This is a genomic window from Brevibacillus fluminis, assembly GCF_052072235.1.
In the GTDB taxonomy this organism is placed as follows: Bacteria; Bacillota; Bacilli; order Brevibacillales; family Brevibacillaceae; genus Brevibacillus_D; species Brevibacillus_D fluminis_A.
Map to the genome: position 1 here is coordinate 1,218,779 of NZ_CM125436.1, position 18,954 is coordinate 1,237,732.

Annotated in this window: 20 protein-coding genes; 11 read left to right on the forward strand and 9 right to left on the reverse strand. The window is 53.1% G+C overall.

Translation table 11 applies throughout. The annotated features are described in order from the left end of the window. Positions 1-5: 5 nt before the first annotated feature. Genes ACTID9_RS06310 through ACTID9_RS06320 form a run of 3 tightly spaced genes read left to right on the forward strand, consistent with a single transcriptional unit; the run spans position 6 to position 1,730 of the window. Positions 6-818 (forward strand): DeoR/GlpR family DNA-binding transcription regulator, encoded by an 813-nt coding sequence (locus ACTID9_RS06310; RefSeq protein WP_441070390.1) that lies wholly within the window; start codon positions 6-8, stop codon positions 816-818. Further along, positions 805-1,563: an HAD family hydrolase gene (locus ACTID9_RS06315; protein ID WP_441070391.1), complete on the forward strand. Its 759-nt coding sequence runs from the start codon at positions 805-807 to the stop codon at positions 1,561-1,563. Before ACTID9_RS06310 ends, ACTID9_RS06315 begins: the two co-directional genes overlap by 14 nt. Then, positions 1,563-1,730, forward strand: coding sequence for a hypothetical protein (locus ACTID9_RS06320; protein ID WP_441070392.1), 168 nt, complete (start codon positions 1,563-1,565; stop codon positions 1,728-1,730). Before ACTID9_RS06315 ends, ACTID9_RS06320 begins: the two co-directional genes overlap by 1 nt. Before the next feature lie 78 nt (positions 1,731-1,808). Here ACTID9_RS06320 and ACTID9_RS06325 read toward each other — a convergent pair whose 3' ends face one another. From ACTID9_RS06325 to ACTID9_RS06340, 4 genes are all read right to left on the reverse strand, one after another. Further along, positions 1,809-3,149, reverse strand: a complete 1,341-nt coding sequence (locus ACTID9_RS06325) for an MFS transporter (protein ID WP_441070393.1) — start codon at positions 3,147-3,149, stop codon at positions 1,809-1,811. Beyond that, a complete protein-coding gene (locus tag ACTID9_RS06330) occupies positions 3,136-4,770 on the reverse strand; it encodes a PEP-utilizing enzyme (RefSeq protein WP_441070394.1) in 1,635 nt (544 codons plus the stop codon). Before ACTID9_RS06330 ends, ACTID9_RS06325 begins: the two co-directional genes overlap by 14 nt. Positions 4,771-4,781: 11 nt before the next feature. Next, positions 4,782-5,672 carry a PEP/pyruvate-binding domain-containing protein gene (locus ACTID9_RS06335; RefSeq protein WP_441070395.1) on the reverse strand — a complete coding sequence of 297 codons (891 nt, stop codon included), beginning with the start codon at positions 5,670-5,672 and terminating at the stop codon, positions 4,782-4,784. A 136-nt stretch (positions 5,673-5,808) separates the two neighbouring features. Then, complete coding sequence (locus ACTID9_RS06340) at positions 5,809-6,771, reverse strand: MBL fold metallo-hydrolase (RefSeq protein ID WP_441070396.1); 963 nt, start codon at positions 6,769-6,771, stop codon at positions 5,809-5,811. A gap of 261 nt (positions 6,772-7,032) precedes the next feature. Between ACTID9_RS06340 and ACTID9_RS06345 the strand changes: the two genes are divergently transcribed. Continuing rightward, positions 7,033-7,449, forward strand: a complete 417-nt coding sequence (locus ACTID9_RS06345) for an MmcQ/YjbR family DNA-binding protein (protein WP_441070397.1) — start codon at positions 7,033-7,035, stop codon at positions 7,447-7,449. Here ACTID9_RS06345 and ACTID9_RS06350 read toward each other — a convergent pair. Beyond that, positions 7,411-7,668, reverse strand: a complete 258-nt coding sequence (locus ACTID9_RS06350) for a hypothetical protein (RefSeq protein WP_441070398.1) — start codon at positions 7,666-7,668, stop codon at positions 7,411-7,413. The genes ACTID9_RS06345 and ACTID9_RS06350 overlap by 39 nt on opposite strands. Positions 7,669-7,727: 59 nt before the next feature. Between ACTID9_RS06350 and ACTID9_RS06355 the strand changes: the two genes are divergently transcribed. Both ACTID9_RS06355 and ACTID9_RS06360 read left to right on the forward strand, forming a co-directional pair. After that, positions 7,728-8,123 (forward strand): NUDIX hydrolase, encoded by a 396-nt coding sequence (locus ACTID9_RS06355; protein WP_441070399.1) that lies wholly within the window; start codon positions 7,728-7,730, stop codon positions 8,121-8,123. Between the two features lie 389 nt (positions 8,124-8,512). Further along, positions 8,513-8,992 (forward strand): carboxymuconolactone decarboxylase family protein, encoded by a 480-nt coding sequence (locus ACTID9_RS06360; RefSeq protein ID WP_441070400.1) that lies wholly within the window; start codon positions 8,513-8,515, stop codon positions 8,990-8,992. Between the two features lie 580 nt (positions 8,993-9,572). Here the strand turns inward: ACTID9_RS06360 and ACTID9_RS06365 are convergent. Beyond that, entirely contained in the window at positions 9,573-10,097 is a 525-nt protein-coding gene (locus ACTID9_RS06365; protein WP_441072443.1) for a 2'-5' RNA ligase family protein, read from the reverse strand. A gap of 208 nt (positions 10,098-10,305) precedes the next feature. Between ACTID9_RS06365 and ACTID9_RS06370 the strand changes: the two genes are divergently transcribed. Next, positions 10,306-10,662 (forward strand): alpha/beta fold hydrolase, encoded by a 357-nt coding sequence (locus ACTID9_RS06370; RefSeq protein WP_441070401.1) that lies wholly within the window; start codon positions 10,306-10,308, stop codon positions 10,660-10,662. After that, a complete protein-coding gene (locus tag ACTID9_RS06375) occupies positions 10,557-11,117 on the forward strand; it encodes an alpha/beta fold hydrolase (RefSeq protein ID WP_441072445.1) in 561 nt (186 codons plus the stop codon). The genes ACTID9_RS06370 and ACTID9_RS06375 overlap by 106 nt, the downstream gene beginning before the upstream one ends. A gap of 167 nt (positions 11,118-11,284) precedes the next feature. Here ACTID9_RS06375 and ACTID9_RS06380 read toward each other — a convergent pair whose 3' ends face one another. Continuing rightward, positions 11,285-11,977: a queuosine precursor transporter gene (locus ACTID9_RS06380; RefSeq protein ID WP_441070402.1), complete on the reverse strand. Its 693-nt coding sequence runs from the start codon at positions 11,975-11,977 to the stop codon at positions 11,285-11,287. Between the two features lie 189 nt (positions 11,978-12,166). On the opposite strand from ACTID9_RS06380, the gene ACTID9_RS06385 reads away from it, so the two are divergent. Both ACTID9_RS06385 and ACTID9_RS06390 read left to right on the forward strand, forming a co-directional pair. Continuing rightward, complete coding sequence (locus ACTID9_RS06385) at positions 12,167-13,084, forward strand: EamA family transporter (RefSeq protein ID WP_441070403.1); 918 nt, start codon at positions 12,167-12,169, stop codon at positions 13,082-13,084. Between the two features lie 198 nt (positions 13,085-13,282). Beyond that, positions 13,283-15,343 (forward strand): methyl-accepting chemotaxis protein, encoded by a 2,061-nt coding sequence (locus tag ACTID9_RS06390; protein WP_441070404.1) that lies wholly within the window; start codon positions 13,283-13,285, stop codon positions 15,341-15,343. A 97-nt stretch (positions 15,344-15,440) separates the two neighbouring features. Here the strand turns inward: ACTID9_RS06390 and ACTID9_RS06395 are convergent, their stop codons facing one another. Beyond that, positions 15,441-16,325, reverse strand: a complete 885-nt coding sequence (locus tag ACTID9_RS06395; protein WP_441070405.1) for a LysR family transcriptional regulator — start codon at positions 16,323-16,325, stop codon at positions 15,441-15,443. Positions 16,326-16,453: 128 nt separating this feature from the next. Between ACTID9_RS06395 and ACTID9_RS06400 the strand changes: the two genes are divergently transcribed. Further along, complete coding sequence (locus tag ACTID9_RS06400; protein ID WP_441070406.1) at positions 16,454-17,146, forward strand: aspartate/glutamate racemase family protein; 693 nt, start codon at positions 16,454-16,456, stop codon at positions 17,144-17,146. A gap of 59 nt (positions 17,147-17,205) precedes the next feature. Here ACTID9_RS06400 and ACTID9_RS06405 read toward each other — a convergent pair whose 3' ends face one another. Continuing rightward, on the reverse strand, positions 17,206-18,948 hold the full coding sequence (locus ACTID9_RS06405; protein WP_441070407.1) for a sigma-54 interaction domain-containing protein: 1,743 nt from the start codon (positions 18,946-18,948) through the stop codon (positions 17,206-17,208). Between the last annotated feature and the right edge of the window lie 6 nt (positions 18,949-18,954).

An 18,954-nucleotide genomic window follows, 5' to 3' on the forward strand; every position in this document is an offset into this window, starting at 1 on the left:
TGTTCGTGTCGATTTTGTCTGTAGAGAGAAAAAAGATCATTCTGGATCAACTGCAAACGAGCGGGAAAGTCAATGCCTCCGAGCTGTCTCGTGTGTTCGATGTCTCGATGGAAACGATTCGTCGGGATCTCGATTTGCTGGAAAAGGAAGGCTATTTGAAGCGCGTGCATGGAGGGGCGGTCAAAAGCAATTTTGATCTTGGGGAACCGCCATTTGCCCAGCGACAAAATGTGCGAACCGCGTCCAAGCAAAAAGTCGCAAATTGTGCTGCAAAACTGATTAATCACGGCGATACATTCGTCATGGGTGGCGGTACGACGGTATTGGAAATGGCGCATCATATACGTGGTCTAACAAAGCTTACGATCGTCACGAATTCCCTTCCCACAGCAAATGTTCTCATGGACTCATTGAATCAAGGATTGTTTAGCGGAGAGGTGATTTTTGTAGGCGGAGCGTTGCATGCAGAACAGCATTCCTCCAGAGGTGCTTTATGTGAAATCATGTTAGATCATTTGAAAGTAAACAAAGCGTTTGTGTCGCCAGGCGGAATCGCTTTATCCGGGCTTTCGGAGTATGAGATCGAGGAGGCAGCCATTTCAAGAAAGATGATTGGCGTCGCCAAAGAAGTGATCATTCTCGTGGACCACTCGAAATTAGGAATTGAAGCATTATGCAAAATTTCTCCGCTGCAGGAGATTGATGTGATTGTTTGTGATCAAGAAGTTCCGCATGGGTGGGAATCACAGTTGGAACAGATCGAATGGATCACAGCCGGAATCGAAGAAAATGGAGGAAACAACAGTGAGTCGGATTAAAGGCATCTTGTTTGACAAGGATGGGACGTTACTCGATTTTCATCCTTTTTTTGTTCCACTTGCCAAACAGCTGGTGGAGCGGTTTCTTCATGAGCATGGACTTGCTGCACACGCCATGCTTGAAGAAAAATTGTTGCGAGCGATCGGTTTGAACGGCAATCAGGTTGATCCGAAAGGGATACTTGCCAGCGGCACATCCGAAGACATCTATGCGGCATTTTGCCAACAGCTAGAACACGATAAAGTCGACCCGAATCAAATTGAAAACTTGGAAACATGGATTACCCAAACCATCTACCACTTGACCCAATCGAACACGCAACATATCATTCCAACGGCAGATTTGCAAAAGCTATTTCAACAGCTTCGTTCCCTTGGAATCAAAGTGGGGATTGCGACTGCAGATGACTGGGAATCGACAATTGCATGTTTAGAAGAGTTGGGAGTCAAACATTATTTCGATTTCATCGGAACTTCCGATCATTATCAGAAAAAACCGGATCCCAGCATGCTGGAGGCGTTTTGCGAGAAGACGCAATTGAAAGCGACAGAGGTCGCCGTGGTGGGAGATACAACGGTCGACCTCTTGCTTGCCAAAAATGGATCAGCCGCGCTTGCAGTAGGTGTACTGTCAGGCGTAAGCGGTTCTGATGAACTCAGGGAATTGGCCGATATTCTCCTGACATCCGTAGGAGAAATCGTTGGGGAAGATGGGCGCCTGTTCTGGGAGGTCCAGCAGCAGTAATGGAAGTCTTGATAACGACAGCGGATAGGATTGCTATTTCGCTGTTTTTGTCGTTGCAGATTGCTTTCCTTTTCATTGGGATCGCAGGGCTGATCGCAGCCATCGCCGCTTTGTTTGTACAGGAAGCGTATGCGGATCGTGAGGAAGTGTCACAAGCGGCGGGTTGAGGGGCAATGCCATAACAATAGGGGCATCCGTGAAAAAACTTTTCGTTTCCGGATGCCCCTTCCGCATTCAACACGTTCTCACGCACCGACATTCTTTTGTTTCGCTGCGTGCCCTGGCTCAATCCCGTCCCCCAGCCCAAACGAGACGGGCACCCCGACCAGCGCGAACAGCAGCAGCAGGGAAAAAAGCAGACCGTGCCCGATGGACAGACTGACCAAAACCGACGCGATCATGCCCCCCACATAGCGGAAGGTGGAAAAAATCCCGGAGGCAATCCCGGACATCTCCTTGGGCACGGAAGTCAGGGAAGCTGTCTGCATCGAGGCCATGCCGATGCCGGCGCCGATTCCACCAATCGCCATCGCCAGGTAGAGGTAAGCCAGCGAGTGCGTCATGCTGATGCCTAAATACGCCAGGGCGCCGAGCGCGGAAAACAGAAACGAGAGCAGCACGGTTCGCTTTTTGCCCAGACGCGATTCGAGGTGACCGCCCGCAAACGAGCAGAGCGAGGAAGCGAGCGAAAAGACGAACAGGAGCATGCCGATGGTCGTTACGGGAAAAAGCAGCTCGGTTTGCAACAAGATCGGCATGATCAGGATCGTGCTGTACATGACGGCGTTGCTGAGCAAAATGGACAGGTTGGCGCTGGTGAACATCCGGTTGCGAAACAGGGCGAATTCGATCAAGGGCGCGCCGCTGCGCCGTTCCTGGACGATGAACAATGCGGTGGAAAGGCCGAACAGGACAATCGTCCAAACCGATAAAAATGCAGGGTGCGAGACGACCAAAATCAGTGTGACAAGGCTTACCGCAAGCAGCGCGGAGCCAACCCAGTCAAGCGCAGCGCGAACGGTTGGCGTACGTTTCGGCAGCAAAACGAATGACGCCAGGAGCGAGAACAAGGCGAACGGCAGATTGATCCAAAAGATGGAGGTCCAGCCCCACTGGCTGATCAGAAGCGAGCCGACCAGAGGGCCGATCGCCGCACCCAGCCCCATCGTCAAACCAAAAACGCCGAACGCTTTGCCCAGCCGTTCCCGAGGCGTGACAAAGCGGAGGATCGCGCTGGCATTGGGCGAGGCCAAGGCGCCGCCGACGGCCTGCACGGCGCGAAACGAGATGAGCCACAGCAAATTCGTCGAAAAGATGCACGCGGTGGACGACAGCAGAAAGAGGAACATGCCGAGCAAAAACATCCGCCGGTTCCCGTAGAGGTCCCCGAGCTTGCCCGCGATCGGCTGCAGCACGGTCATCACGATCAAATAAACCGTGATGATCCAGGAGGAGCTGGCAAGCCCGCTTCCGAGCGATTGCGAAATGCTGGGCAAGCCGACCGCGATCATGGTCGAATTGACGGGAACGAGAAACGTCCCTGCCAGAATGGCGAGAATGATGAACGGGTGCTTATTCCCTGCCAAAGTGGACAACTCCGTTCGTCCCGTCGACGGTCACCGTATCCCCATCCCGCAAAACCGATGTCGCCACTTTGGTTCCGACGACAGAGGGCAGCTTGTATTCCCGCGCGACCGTCCCTGCATGGGACAAAATCCCGCCAGCATCTGTCACGACCGCACCGACAAGCGAAAACAGCACCGTCCAGGGAGGCGTCGTCGTCCGGCACACGAGTACGTCGCCTTTTTGCACCTTGGCGAACTCCTCCGGTCCTCGCACCACCTTGACCGTCCCGGTATAACTGCCTTGTGATGCGGCGTATCCGCTGAAGCTTTGCTTCGTTTCATCCACGACAGCCTGCTTGGTGCCGAAAACCCGTTCGAGCACCGGATCATCTCCGTCGATTTGCGGAGGGGTTCCGTAAAATGGCACGGCTTTGGCCGACTTTTGCTCCTGGTACGCTGTCTTCCGGGACTCGATCAGCGATTCTACCGATGTGGGCTCATCCAAAAGGGAGAGCAGTTCATCCAGGTACAGATAAAAAATATCATTGCGGTCGGCAAGCGCTCCCGCCTGTACGAGCAGCTCTCCTACCCGCAGCAAGAAAAGCCGCGATTTGGCCGGCAGCATCGCGTCGATATAAAAATGATGATCTTCATCCAATCCCCACGAATCGAGCGCCCATTGATACAAAAGCACAAAACGCTCCTTTGCTTCCCCCTCCGGCATTTTGTCCAAAACCGCCTGCGCCTTGCTTTCCCGTTCGCAAACGATTTGCGCGAAATGCGCATCGAAATCGTATTCCTTCTGCAAGTAGGAGACGATGATGGACAAGGCGTGCACCGGATTTTCCACCCAGGTCTCATCGACGAATTCATGTGAATTGGACGTGCGGTAGCCGTATTCGTCCAGGAACGACTGCACCCGAGTCAAAAAAGCGCGCCCCTCCTCGCTTTCGGCCAGCCGCCGGGCGAGGTCATGGACCGGCGTTTCCAGCAGGAGCGTCTTTACTTCTGGTGTGTCATGAGCGGCCTGTGCCAGCTTCCACAGCCCTCTGTCCGTCTCAAGCGTTTTGTTCATCACGCCGGTGAGAAGCTCATACACATAGGTGCTTTGCGAGTCTCCCGTCAACTGGCTATACAGCTGCTCCAAAGCCATGGACAGCGAGGTTCGCGGCATCACGATCTCGAAATGGAGTTGCCAGGCGCGCTCGTAAAACGCATGCAGTGCAAGCACCTGCCGGCGTGCTTCATCCAATGTGCCAATCGTTTGGGTGGAGCGGTCAAGCGCCGCGTAAAAGGGGAGGAATTCGGCTTCCACATAATCGAGCAGCCGCTGCTTAAGCACTGGCAGCAGCGGCTTTACCGCTTTTTTGTGCGCTTCGATGCGCGCGTGGACATCACCGGGATAGGGAATCGTTTGCTGATAAATCCGGCCGTCCGACAGCTTCATGACGAATTGGCTCATCGGCAGCTGAAGCTGGTCAAACGCCTTTTTGGTGCCTTCGGTCATGGCCGGTATCTGGAATGAGGCGAAAAGCGGGCTGACGACGTGTGCGAGATGAACATCATCCTGCACCCAGAAGCCTTGTTTTTTGTCCTCGTCGCCAAGCAGCAGCTTGTTTTGGAAATCAGCCATTTGAAGCATCCTGATCCCTCCTATGTCGTAATCGGGCGAACCTGCAAAAGGTAGAGCTGCTTTTCCTTGATCGCAAACTCAATATCGACGGGCAGCCGATACAAGGTTTCGATTCTTGCGGCCTCCCGCGCAATGGCAAGAACGGCTGTGTCATCGAGGCAAAATTGGGTTTGCTCCGATTCGGTTGTTTCGATTTCACGGGTTTCGCGAGCGGCGGGGACGATTTTCAACTCTTTTGGCCCCAGCTCTTTGGCAAGCTGTGCCGTATGTTTGTGAACGGTGAATGAGTCGGGGGTGACCAGGCCGGAGACGATCGACTCGCCTAGTCCATAGCTGGCATTGATGATGATTTCGTTTGCGTTTCCCGTGACGGGATTCATGGTGAACACGACACCGGAGACATCGGCGTTGATCATTTGCTGGACGAGAATTGCCATCGGGAAATGGGTGAGCGACAGTTGCTTGGTGGCGGTGTAGTGGGCGACTTGGTCAGAAAAGAGCGAGAGCCAGCATCGTTTGATGGCGGTGAGGAGGTGGTCGAAATCGGTGACGTGCAAAATGGTTTCATACTGACCTGCAAATGAGGCTTCCTGCAAGTCTTCCGCAGAGGCGGAGGAGCGGACAGCGACCGAACAACCGGTGGAACCGGTCAAGCGGCGGTAGGCACCGGCGATGTCGGCGCGAATCTCGTCGGGGATCGCAGCCTGCAAAAACGCTTCTGTGCAATCCGGAAAAGCCGCGCTGTTCGCCAAGTGGTTTGCGTCGAGAAAATGTGCCAACGCTTCCGTGGTGATGACAAACCCATCGGGAATGCAAAAATGTTCCCGCATCAGCCTGGACAATTGCTGCGCCTTGGAGCCGATGCGGTCCTTCTGTTCGCGGAAGGCAGCCTCCAGTGAGACGGTATACAAGCCGGGCACTCCTTTATGGTGGATTTGAACGTGGATCAGTTCTACCTTAACATAAAATACACATAATTTTAACCAAAAATTTACAATCAAATAGCAGGGCCTGTCCGGATGGCCGAATCGGCCCTGCCCTACGGGTTTAATCCGTCGTTGTCATACGCTGAAAGAGGAACAGGCAGTTTTGCCGAAACAGCTCGGGCACAAGCCACTCCCGGTAGGCAGCGGGCATTTCCAGCTGCTCGATCTGCTCGGCCGCATGTCCCGCCGCGGCAAAGCGCTGAACCAGATGCTGCAGGTCCATGATGTAGGCTTCCATTTGTGCCAGTTCGTCTGCACGCGCAGTCATGCCATGGCCAACGACGATTCTCTGTAGTTCTAAATGCTTTAATCGAGCCAAAATACGGAGCCACCCATCGGGATCGCCGTCACGCAATAGCGGATGATTGTTGATCGCAGCCAAATCACCGAGAAAAGCGATACCGCAATCAGGCAGCAGCAAAAACAGATCGCTTGCGGTATGCCCGCCGCCGTATGTGCAAAGCGTAGCAGAGCGTTTGCTGCCATGTAGTGTCAATTGGTCATCAAACGTCACGTGAGGCAAGACAAGCGAGAGCGATGGCAGCGAATGTGCGATTTCGGAAAGAAACCCGTGCTGCTGCTGCAAAGCGTGAAGGGTATCATCGTGTCGCTCAACTGCTATTTGCTGCTCCAATTCGAGCAAGCGTGCCTGCAATTGCGGCAAATGTTCCTGCTGGCTGCGGATTCGTTCAGGATGTACGCGTTCCATGATGTCACGGGTCAGAGAAGTGGAAAGGATAAGAGATTCGGGAAAAACCTGATTGCCGCGAATATGGTCGCCATGCCAGTGACTGTTGATGACATAATCGACCGGGCGCTGTGTCAGCTCGATGGCGGCTTGAGCCAGCTCGGCTGCAGCCTGTTGGGTGTTGCCTGTGTCGAACAAAACAGTTTTGTTGCCAAGATCGATAATCCCCGCGTTGCCGACGCTGCCGCTCCCAGGTATCGCAATCGCGGCGAAGACACCGTCTGCGATCGGTTCGATTTCATAATGCTTGCCTTTGATCGAGTGTGTACGATTCATCCCTATCCCTCCTAAAGAGTATGACCAACTCTATTTTTAGCCTACAGCAAAAAAATTTTGAATGATGTGACAGAATGAGGAATTTTGAAAGCGCTTTATTCGGGAGGATCAAAGGGAAATCTCCTTTTTCATCGAAAAGGAAGAAGAGACTCACAGTGAGCGGCGTGACTTGTTTTTTGCTGCAAAAAACAGCTACGATCATGAAACACGCTGCAGCGCGGCGCGAAGGATTGCTGAAGAAACGAGGAAGGAGGCGTAAACGTGGTGCCAAACGGAAAGTCCATTACATCGAAAAAAGGCTTGGCTATGCTTGAAAAGGTTCGACGCATTTGCCGCTCATTGCCGGAGGTGGAGGAAATCGTCGACGGGTTCGGCCATACGACCTGCAAAGTAAAAGGGAAATCGTTCATCATTATGGGCGACAGCGACGAGGGACCCAGCCTGTCTTTCAAGTCCAACCGCGAGACTCAAGCGTTTTTGATCCAGCAAGAACCGTTTTCTAAAACGCCCTACATCGGCCAGCACGGCTGGGTGTCGGTCAAAGAGCCCGAGAATTGGGGGATGCTCGAGGGGTTGCTCAAGGAAGCGTATTTGCGCGCAGCCCCCAAGCGGCTGGTGGAGCAGGTGTTGGGGAAACGGTTACAGCAATCCATCCCGCCACAGACCGAGATAGAGTAGATTGGCGAAAAGATTCAATACCAAGCAACTGCTCACCGGCTTCCACCAACTAGAAAAAAAACGCGGGTTTTTCCTGCTAAAAAACGCCACAGCGCCAAGCTCAATCACCCCGATGATGATCGAGCCCACGTGAAATAGCCATGAGGCAGGCTGTTGATGGAACAAGGCAGCCAGCAAGGAGAAAAGTCCCCCAGGCAGGAAGAGCGCAAATACGTTCATCCCAGAAACTCCTTCCTTATCGCGATACCAATCTCTTGATAGAATCGAGGAAAAAATCGATGAACCTACTCCACGTCGACGTCGTCTATGTCCTACTTTACGATGAAGCAACCGACCAAGTTCTGACGGTAAAAAATGAAAGGCACTGGAGCCTGCCAGGCGGGAGACGCGAGCATGGCGAGCTTTTGGCGCACGCAGCGGTGCGGGAGGCGCGAGAGGAAACGGGTCTCCATGTGCAAGTGTCGGATATTGTGCACATTACCGAAAAGGTAGTCGGCAGCCATCACGCCACATTCATCACTTTTCGTGGGGAAATTACGGGCGGTGAGATCGGCACGACCGATGATGAGATCCAGCAGATCGCTTGGAAGTCGATTGCCGACGCAGAGAAGCTCATGCCAGATTTGGGCAGTATTCGTGAGCTACTGCGCAATCGTGCCACTTATGGCCGGTAAACGGCTTCATCTACAGAAGGATCGCTTTTTTCAAGGCAGAAGCAGGTTTAAATGAAAAAAGCGGTCCGTCCCCGCAGCTCTCACCTGATCGAACCGAGATTACCGAGCAGGAATCAACCTCAAACCGGAGAAGAGGCTTTCCGCTGGTTTTTGTCTTTCTCATCGCCTTCCCTTTCTTCTACCTCTTGCTTTTCCACTTTTTCCGAATGATACTCCATTTGTGTTTGTCCGAAACATGTGGTCAAACGGCGTGTAGCAATGCTCCACGGGAAGGTGGCTCTGACAGGGAGGAACCCGTCAGCGTCATGAACAAAATAGCCGCCAACCGGCGGTATCTCAAGGAACCGTATCAGCCCAACTTGCTTCAACAGATTGCATGAAAGGTGACCATGTCACAGAAAAAGTCCTTGTCATTTACGTACAATCAAGCCAGTGAACAAATTGTTCTACTCTTGAAGAATGATAAGGAGCTGATTGATGTGAAACCGTATTATGATCCCGCAAATCTTCAACGCATTCCGGAGTTAATGAAACTTAGTCCTGATGCAGCCGCTGCCTTTTTGCATTATGAACATCAGGTGTATCAAACCGCACAGGCGCTGCCAGAGCGAACCAAAGAATTGATCGCAATTACCGTGGCACACGTCACCGGATGTCCTTATTGCATTGATGTGCATGTGAAGAAGTTCAAAGGTTTGGGCGGCACCGTGGAAGAAATCATGGAGGCATTGCTCGTAGCGGCTTCTACTCGAGCGGGTGCTATTCTTAGCCATGGAGTTAACGCTCTGCTTGCTTTTGAAGAGGGAGAAGGGAAGAACCCCGAGAAATCCGCCGGGAAATCCCAAAACGGGCCCGAATGTTTTTGTTAATCAGATGGACTCCATTCCCGAAGCGATCTGATGCAGGGAAAAATCCGGCGTTATGAGTGAAGGGCACGCCTAAAAGGAACTGCAGCGGCAGTCCAAGACATTGTTTTTCAAGTCTTGGTCCGCCGCTGTTTCTTGTAAAAACGGTCAGTCAAGCATTAGCCGTGCCTAAAAGCGCCGTATGATTGTGAATGGGCAGCACCTATAAAAGAATCGTAATGATAAATGAAACAAGCCATACGGAAACACTTGTCAGGCAGTACAGCCAAATTTTGGGAGACCTTTTTGCAAAAGGATAATTCGCTCCCAAACAGAGCAATAGGTAAACGAGAATAACCAAATAGCCTAGTGGAGTGGGGCTTGGAGGCCGACTGCCACCAAGTGCACCACCAGTTAGCAAGACATACATGAATACATACACGCCTGCAATCCCCAGGAGAATGTTCAAAATGAGAGCAGAAAGTTTCATTGACAAAGGTGTTCACCTCGCGTCGAATTAGTTGTTACTCATTTGACGTGCTTGCTTGAATAATGTTGTCTCGCGGTTACAGATTGCAGTCTAACAAAATGCTCATTTTGTAACTTATTTGGCAATATCATTGATGCCGAATGGGACAGTAAATTCAATGACTGAACTTTGGTCGTCTTTTATGATCTCGGTCGTTATCTCTGTGACCAAGCATTCAAATGTTTCGGAAAAATGTTGGGTAGCCGCAAGAGCATGTTCAAGTGCAGCTGTGTCAGCGAATCTTCCAACGGTGATATGCGGCGTATACGTTATTTGTTCGTTTAAGAAACCTCGCAGTATGCCGGTGTACAAACGATCATGAAGGTCTATTATCTCATCTGCTCCTTCCGTTACGTTGAGAAACAGGTAATTGTCTGATGTTGCGGTTATGCCATTTACGCAAAGTTTAAAAGGGCTAACTTTGTCAACGCAGGCGACGAAATGAGTGTGAAGGTCTGCCCGACTAAGATCACTTTCAAAAGGAAATACGAGGGTAATATGAGGAGGTATGAGACCGTATAAGGAATCATATTTTTCTCTTACTTTTTCGATCTTATCGAGATTGGGGAACTTGGGAAAGAGATGAATTGCTCGAAGTATAAGGGATCGCCTCCATAAAACATTGTTTTGGTTACCGTTTCCATATTATCAGACAAGTTTTTGAAAAAATGAAGCGGGAGTTAAAACACAAGCGGGGCGAAGTGGGCGAAATCGTATGCCCCGCGAACGTTGATTTGTTGGTTTCAGGCAGATAAAATCCGGGCATTCCGCTCATCCTATACAAAAAGCTGGAGAGATTGGAAAGGATGTGGCTCAACTGAACCAGATCACGCTAGCGAACGGACAGGTTTATTCGTTTCAGCAGGTAGGAAGCGGTACGCCGCTTCTGTTGATTCATGCACCCGCGATCGGGCACGTGAATTTTTTTGCCCAACATGCCTTGGCAGACCGCTTTCAACTGATCATCCCCGATCTGGAGGGCCACGGCGACAGCTCGCCGATACATGAGTCTTTTCTCTGTCGGCCATCGCGGAGCAGCTATGTGAGCTGCTCGCCCGCATCACCGATCAAAAAGCAATCGTATGCGGTTATTCGCAGGGCGGTCCGCTCGCATTGGAATGTCTGCTTGCATCACCTGATCTTTTTGCCGGGGGCATTTTGGTGAGCGGATTTTCCGAGGTGAACGAACTGTATCTGCATACGCGATTCTACATGGCCGAAGCGTTGACTGCGCTGCACGGCATCGGGCTTCTTGCCCGTTCCATCGCATCCTCACATGTCGATGATCCGGCGATTCAGCAAGAGTGGATGGCCCATATGGAAAGTACGGATTCATCGACACTGCTCCATCTGTATCAGGCAGGGCATGCCGCCGATTGTACAGCGCGCCTGTCGGAAATATCGTCGCCTTTGCTGCTCCTGTGCGGTGAAGAAGATCAGCGGATGCACCCCTATGCCCGGTTTATCGAAAAGCACGCGCCGAATGCTCGCACCGTCATTCTTTCGGGTGTAAACCATCAGATTGTGACAAAGGTGCCGGACCGGTTTCATGAAGAGGTCAGACGCTTTGCAGAATCTCGATCAGTGGATCGACAGAGATCGGCGGTTCCTGTCCCATGATACTTGACGGGCAGGCTCACGCGGGGGACTGTTAGGGGGGCGTGGGGTGTAGGCAATTTTGAAAATGGCTCAGCCTTGGCTTGACGAAGTGAAAAATTTGGAGAATCGGCTGAGGGAATAAACGCATAACAAAAAAGCTCCCTGCGAACAGAGAGCCTCATGCTTCCTTATGAATTCGCCCGCTCCTCGGTGAAGGTGAAGTTGCGCGCGATGTACAGAACCGGTGTCGTCGCGACCGAGATCACGAATTTGATCAAATAGGTCGTGATGAAGATGTCGAACCAGACGTCTGCCGGATAGAAGCCGGCGAAAGCGATCGTGCAAAAGATCAGGGTGTCGATCAGCTGGCTGATGATCGTGCTGCCGTTATTGCGGATCCACAGCTGCTCCCGTTTTGGGAAAGTCCGTTTGAGGAAGGAGTAAATTTTGACGTCGATGAACTGGCTGCTTACGTATGCGCACAGGCTGCCGAGCGCCAGGCGCGGCATCAAGCCGAAGATCGTCTGCAGCGCAGGCTGGGCCACATCGCCTTCCTGCGGCTGAAACAGCAGGACCATCTGCATGATGACCGTCGTCATAATCAACGTGAAAAAGCCGAACCAGACCGCTTTTTTCGCCTCTTTTTCCCCGTACTTCTCATTGAGCAAGTCGCTTGTCAAATAGATCGTCCCGTACATCGTATTGCCCAGTGTCATCACGAGCCCGAACAGCTCGATCGTCTTGACTACCTGGATGTTGGCCAGCACCGTAGCGACGCCGACCCAGGCGTACAGCCCGGTTTTGCCGAACATGCGGTAACAGATGAGGAAGAAACAAAAATTGACGAGTACAAAAACAATGCCATACCAAAAATTAAACATGATGCGCCTCCTAGTTTTGATAACGCGGGAGTTTTCGAACCGCGATGGTTTTACCTAACGGGCAAAACATTACTATATCTTAATTTTTTTACAAATAAAGTACAAGCGAAAAGTATGCTACAATAGCAAGGTTGTGTAAAAAAGCTTGCGACTAGACAAAAGCAGCAGAAAAAAGGTGCAAAAAACAAAATGAATCAAAAGTGGAAAGCAATTGGACTCGTGATTTTCGGCTCTATTGTGTACGGCTTTGTGTCTATTACGATCAAGATGGCGTATGAGCGCGGTTACTCATTTTCGGATGTGCTGGGAATGCAGCTGCTCTCGGGATTTATGCTGTTGTTCGTAGGCACGACGCTCTTCCGCCAATGGGAGAAACTAACCCGCAAACAGCTGGTGCAGCTGTTGCTGGCCGGTACGCTGAATGCGATGACAGGTATTTTTTATCAAATCTCGCTGCAGCACGTGCCTGCTTCCATCGCGATTGTGCTAATCTTTCAATTCATCTGGATTGGCGTACTCATCGAATGTCTGATCGAACGGAAGCGGCCGGCTCCGGAAACGATCATCTCGGTGGTGCTTCTGCTGATCGGGACGGCGATGGCGAGCAATGTGGTGAAAGAAGGTCTTTCAGGCTTGTCTTTATATGGTGTGGCATTCGGTCTCTTGTCAGCCGTTACATATAGCGGCGTCATTGCAGCGAGCGGACGCATCGCGGTGCAGGTCAATCCGTGGATGCGCAGCTTGACCATGAACAGCAGCGCGACACTGCTGGTTTGGGTATTGTTTCGCCCGACGCCTTTTACCGATGGAGCCTTTGCAGGCGGTCTGTGGTACTGGGGGCTCATCATTGCATGCTGTTCGGTTCTGATTCCCAACCTCTGCTTTGCAGCCGGAACGCCCAAGATCGGGTCGGCTCTGGCAGGCATTCTCGGTTCGGTGGAACTGCCGGCGACGGTATTTTTGTCCTGGATCATGCTGCAGGAAACCGTGACGCCTGTTCAGTGGGTGGGGAATACGATCATCCTGGGCGGTATCGCTGCGACCCGTTTGAAGCTGAAGAAAAGAAAAACGGTTCCGTTTCACGTATCGGACGGTCAGCCGCTTTAAATAGATGAGGAAACGACAGTCAGTTACCATCGCAGGTGGCTGGCTGTTTTTTGCATGTGCATCCATCCCGCAGTGCCGCGTTTTCGATAGATTTTTTCGAAAATTTAGTGAACTATCGTCATTTCGCCTACAGGTTGGACCGAGAAAGGACGATATTCGTAAGAGGACCTTTTTTCCGGGGCGAAAAGCAGGGGGGATATGATGGCGAAAAAAAGCATCCGGGTACAGCTGATCGTTCCGATTTTGCTATTGCTGGTGCTGGCCTTGGTTGCCGTTGGGACGTTCGGCTACTTGCAGGCAGAAAAATATGTGAGCGCTTCTTCTTATGAAAGCGCAGCGAGCAAACTGAATGCCTTGCAGGTTTCGGTGAACGGCAAGCTTGCGGAAAGCGCCCGGATTGTCGACAGTCTGGCCAGCCTGACACAGCTGGATTACCGTTTTGACCAGCCTGGAGCATTCATTGACCAGCACATCAAGGAGTGGACGAATAAATATCCGGCATACAACGGATTTTGGTTCAATTACTACCCGGCACCGACCAATCCGGTCACGAAAGATTCGTGGTACATCCAGCAAAACGGTCAGGCGGTTTTTAACCAGACGACGTTCGGCGACATCCGCAAGTATGAAAACGATCCGGCTTACGACTTTTTTTACGGTGCGAAAAAATCCGGAACATTGCATTATACCGCGCCTTACTATGATCCAAGCAACCATGTCGCGATGCTCTCCATCTCGAAACCGATTGTGCGCGACAATCAGGAGTTCGCCGGGGTGGTCGGGCTCGACCTCGATCTGAACGATATTCAGAAGCTGGTCTCCTCGGTGAAAATCAGCGAAAAGAGCTATAACATGCTCCTTGCTGAAGACGGGACGATCATCTACCATCCCGACCAGACGGTCATGATGACCAAAAATGCGCTGAAAGATTTTGATGCCGCGCAAATGGCCTACTTCCAGAGAGCTGTGGCAAGCAAAGAGAACCTGATGCAGGAAGCGAAGGAAAACGGGCAAGACCGCTTGCTCTTTTCGACCAAAATTCCTGAGACAAACTGGACGGTTTTATCAAGTGTGCCGAAGGAAGATGTCGTCGGCGTCCTCACCAGCATGATGGTCTGGTCGGCTGGCATCTGCGTTGCCGTCATTTTGCTCGCTACGCTCCTGCTGATTCGGCTTGTATCGGGCACGCTGAAACCGATTCACTCGCTGCTCGCAGGGGTGAACCGGATTTCACAGGATGACTTGTCCACCAAGATCGAGGTGATCCGCACGGGCAATGAATTCGAGACGCTCGCGGTCGCTTTCCAAAAGATGCAGGGCAATTTGCAGGCGATTGTGAAAAAGGTTTCCGAACTGACGAATCAGTTGAGTCGGTCGTCCGAGCAGCTGTCGCAGACGGTTGCCCAGCAAAAAGTGGCTTCGGAGCAGTTCACCATCTCGATCGACGAGGTGACGAGCGGGGCGCAAAACCAGCTGCGCGGGGCGGAGGAAAGCGCCCGTGTCATCGAAGAGATGGCGCTTGGCATCAGCAGGATCGCGGAGGCGACGGGCGAGATTTCCGAGGCATCGCTTGGCACAACCAAGGAGGCGGAGGCAGGGAACCGCTCGATTCAGCGCGCCGTCGCCCAAATGTCCTCGATCCGGGAAGCGGTTCAACACTCGGCGGATGTCGTCAAGCTGTTGGAGACGCGATCCGGCGAGATTGGCCAGATTGTCGAGCTGATTACGGGGATCGCAAGCCAAACCAATCTGCTTGCGCTGAACGCCGCGATCGAGGCTGCACGGGCAGGAGAACACGGCAGAGGGTTTGCGGTGGTGGCGGATGAGGTCAGGAAGCTGGCGGAACAATCGGATGCGTCAGCACGGCAGATTTCCAGCCTTATCATGGAAATTCAGCAAGAGACAAAAAGCGCGATGGATGCGATGGCGTCGGTCAATAGCAATGTGCAGGAAGGGATGAGCGTCATCGAGACTGCGGGGCAGGCGTTCCAGCGGATTTCCAAAGGGATCGAGTCGGTGTCCGGTCAGATCGTGGAAGTATCGGCGGTCTCCGAGCAAATGTCGGCAAGCTCCGAGGAAGTATCGGCGTCCGTGGATGAAAGTGCCACCATCGCGGCCATCTCTGCACAAAATGCCGAGCATGTCGCAACGGTTTCAAAGGATCAGCTCGTCTCAATCGAAGGGCTCGTATCATCGGTTCATTCGTTAAATGAGATGGCGATGGAACTGAAAGGGCTGATCAGCCGTTTTCGCGTGTAAGCGCCCGGTTTCTCCCCGGCAATTGATCGGGATCACCATAAGAGCGACGAAAAACCTGCCCTCCGGCATTGCGGGCAGCTTTTTGCGGGGCGAATGTTCATTCCGCCACAGTCTCCACCATCAACGAACAGCCGAACGTCTCCGCTTCCCGGATGAACGTGCGGACGGCTGGCGAAGCGGCGGCACTCGACTGCACAGCGAGGCCGAGGTGCCGGTAGACAGGCGGGTCGAGCCGGACGGCGCTGATTCCTTTGGTGTCATCGGGCAGTGCCATCTGCGGCAGGATCGTGATGCCCAAGCCTTGCTTGACCATCGCCAAAATCGTCGCCGTGTCCTGCACTTCATATTTCACCTGTGGCACGGCTGGGCGGAACATCGACAGCACCAGACCTTCGCAGCCGGCTCGCGTCAGGATGAACGGGTCATGGGCGATCTGGCTGACGGCAACCGAGGACTGACCAGCGAGCTGGTGGTCGGCAGGCAGGAGCAGCAGCATTTCGTCTTTCATCACCGGCGTCGTGTCGAATTCCTGATCCGGCAATGAAACGAAGCCGACGTTGACAGCGCCGGTATGAATCCAGTTGCGCACCTCTTGATTGGTCCCCTCGAACAAAATCAGCTCGATACCGGGATACCGGACTTGGAACAGGGCCATCAAGCTGGGCAAAAAACGCGCCGAGACGCTGGGAAACGTGCCGATGCGCAGCGTCCCCCGCTCCAGACCGCGAAAAGCGAACATCTCGTCTTGAATCTGCTCGACATGCTGCATGATCGCGCGCGCATGGGCCCACAGCTTTTCACCGGCCTCGGTCATTTTGCTGCCCTTGCGACTGCGGGACAGCAGCACGACGCCCAGCTCTTCTTCGAGACCGGAGATCATGTGGCTGATCCCGGACTGTGTCATGCTGAGCCGTTCCGCCGCCTTGGTGAAGCTGCCGGTTTCCACAACGCAAAGAAAAACTTGCAACTGGAGCAGTGTCATTGAAAGCACCCTTTCTGTCAAAAATACATGATGTTTTTCTCATGGAAACTATGTGAAACGATCATTTGACCGATAGATAGACCCGCGATAATGTTAAAGAAACAAGAGCGACGAAAAGAGGGACGAGAATGAAAACAATCGGTCTGATCGGCGGAATGAGCTGGGAATCTACAGCGGTCTATTACCGTATTATAAATGAGCTGGTGCGTGAAAAACTAGGAGATTTGCATTCCGCACGCTGTTTGCTGCACAGCGTCAATTTCCAAGAGATTGTCGATTGCCAGAAGGCGGGAGATTGGGAGCGGGCAGCAGGCATTTTGGCAGAATCGGCCCAAGGGCTGGAGCGCGCCGGGGCAGACTGTATTTTGATCTGCACGAATACGATGCACAAAATCGCTGACCAGGTGGCAAGCGCCATCAGCATTCCGCTGCTGCATATCGCGGATGTGACCGCCGCCCAAATTTTGGCGCAAGGAAAGCGCACAGTCGGCATGGTCGCCACCCAATACACGATGGAGCAGGGCTTTTACATCGAGCGCATGAAGCGGCACGGCATCGAGGTGATCGTGCCGGAAGCAGACGACCGCGCAACGGTTCACAACATCATTTTCGGCGAATTGTGCGCAGGCCGGATCAAGGAATCGTCCCGCGAGCAATACCGCCGCATCATGCAAAAGCTGGTTGATCGTGGAGCGGAAGGCATGATTTTCGGCTGTACCGAAATTACCCTGCTGGTAGCGCAGGAAGATGTCGCGGTGCCGATTTTCGATACGACGTATTTGCATGCGGAAGCGGCGATCCGGTTTGCGTTGGAAGGATAGAAAAAACGAACAAAAGACGTGTCGCGGGAGACACGTCTTTTTCTATTGGCGAGAGGCTCTCACGTCAATTGATACGCCTTCATCTTGCGATACAGCGTCCGAATCCCGATCCCCAGCTCCCGCGCCACTTCCTGCTTCCCTTTCAGATCGCTGCCATGCTTTTGCAGCGCCTGCCGGATGGCTTCGATCTGCACATCCGCGATCTTGGCCTTGATCGGCGAAGCTTCGGCTGCCGGGGCGGTCGGCTGCAGACGGATGCGGTCAGGCAAGCTTTCCGCTGTCAGGACGTTCGTACTTTCCATGTTCATCGCGTACTCGATCGCATTCTCCAGCTCGCGCACATTGCCGGGCCATGTATACCGCTGCAACCGGTCGAGCGCCTCGGGCGAGATGGCATGGATCGCCTTGCCTGTCTTGCCAGCGCATTTGCGCAGGAACGATTCGGCCAAAAGCGGGACATCTTCCAGCCGCTCCCGCAGCGAGGGGATCGCGATCGGGATGACGCCGAGCCGGTAATACAGGTCGGCGCGGAATTTTTTCTGTGCCACAAGCTCTTCCAGATCGTGATTGGTCGCGGCGATGATGCGCACGTCGATTGGAATCGAGCGGGTGCCGCCCACGCGTTCCAGCGTCATCTCCTGCAGGACGCGCAGCAGCTTGGGCTGGATGGCTGGCGGCATGTCGCCGATCTCATCGAGAAACAGCGTGCCGCCGTGCGCCAGCTCGAAGCGGCCGGGCTTGCCGCCTTTTTTCGCTCCGGTAAACGCGCCTTCTTCATAGCCGAACAATTCGCTTTCAAACAAGTTTTCCGGAATGCTGGCGCAGTTGATCGCGACAAACGGCTGGTACGCCCGATTGCTCGCTTCGTGGATCGCTCGGGCGAGATGCCCTTTTCCCGTGCCGGTTTCCCCGGTGATGAGCACGGTCGAGGAGCTGTTTTTGATCTTTTCCGTCTTTTGCTTCAAGGCATTGACGGCGGGACTTGTGCCGATGATTTTATCCAGGCTGCCTCTGTTCGGCAAAGCTGGACGGGGGAACGCGGCAGACACCGCTTGAGGACGGTCGGCCGCGATTTTCAGCACGCCGCCCACAAACTGGTTATCCACGATAATCGGCGAAGCCTCGATTGCGGCACCGAGCTTGTCGCCAAGACAGTTTGCAAGCGGCAGCGGCCCGTCTCCTCCGCCCGCGAGTGACGGCGAAAACATCCGCGACAGGTCATCGGGCTGCAGCTGATGCTTGCGCAGGTAGGAGTCGGCGGCGGTATTGTGAAACACGAGCTTGCCGTTTTGGTCAAACGTCAAATACGCATCGCAAGCGGCGTGCAGCGTTTCTTCCAGCAGCAGGGCGTAAGGCTCTCGGCTTGACGGCGGTCGCTCGAGACGAATGATCGTGGTGATCATCTCGGTGATTTCCGTCAGAATTTGCTGATATTTTTCGGTGTTTTTGGACAGGCGGTTCTGCCCTTCTTTGGTAAAGGAAGTGAGGGAAACGACGCCGATCGGCTGATTGGCCACCTTGATCGAGCTGAGCAGCTCGACTTTAGCGGGACAGTGCGTGCTGAACCGGCAGCCTGTGCACATATCCATCGCCCCGGGTTTGTCCACCAAATACTGTCCTCGCGACAACACCACTTCAATAGAAGGAACGTGGACGAGGGCGCCTTTCTGCTTCAGATAGCGCTCGGTGCTGGTGACAAGCTGGCCGTTTCCATTAATCACGGCAGCGTCCACATTCAAAATGTCGGAAAAACCGGTGATCACTTTTTCAATCGCAGGTTTGAAAAGATCAAGCGAAACCATTTCTAT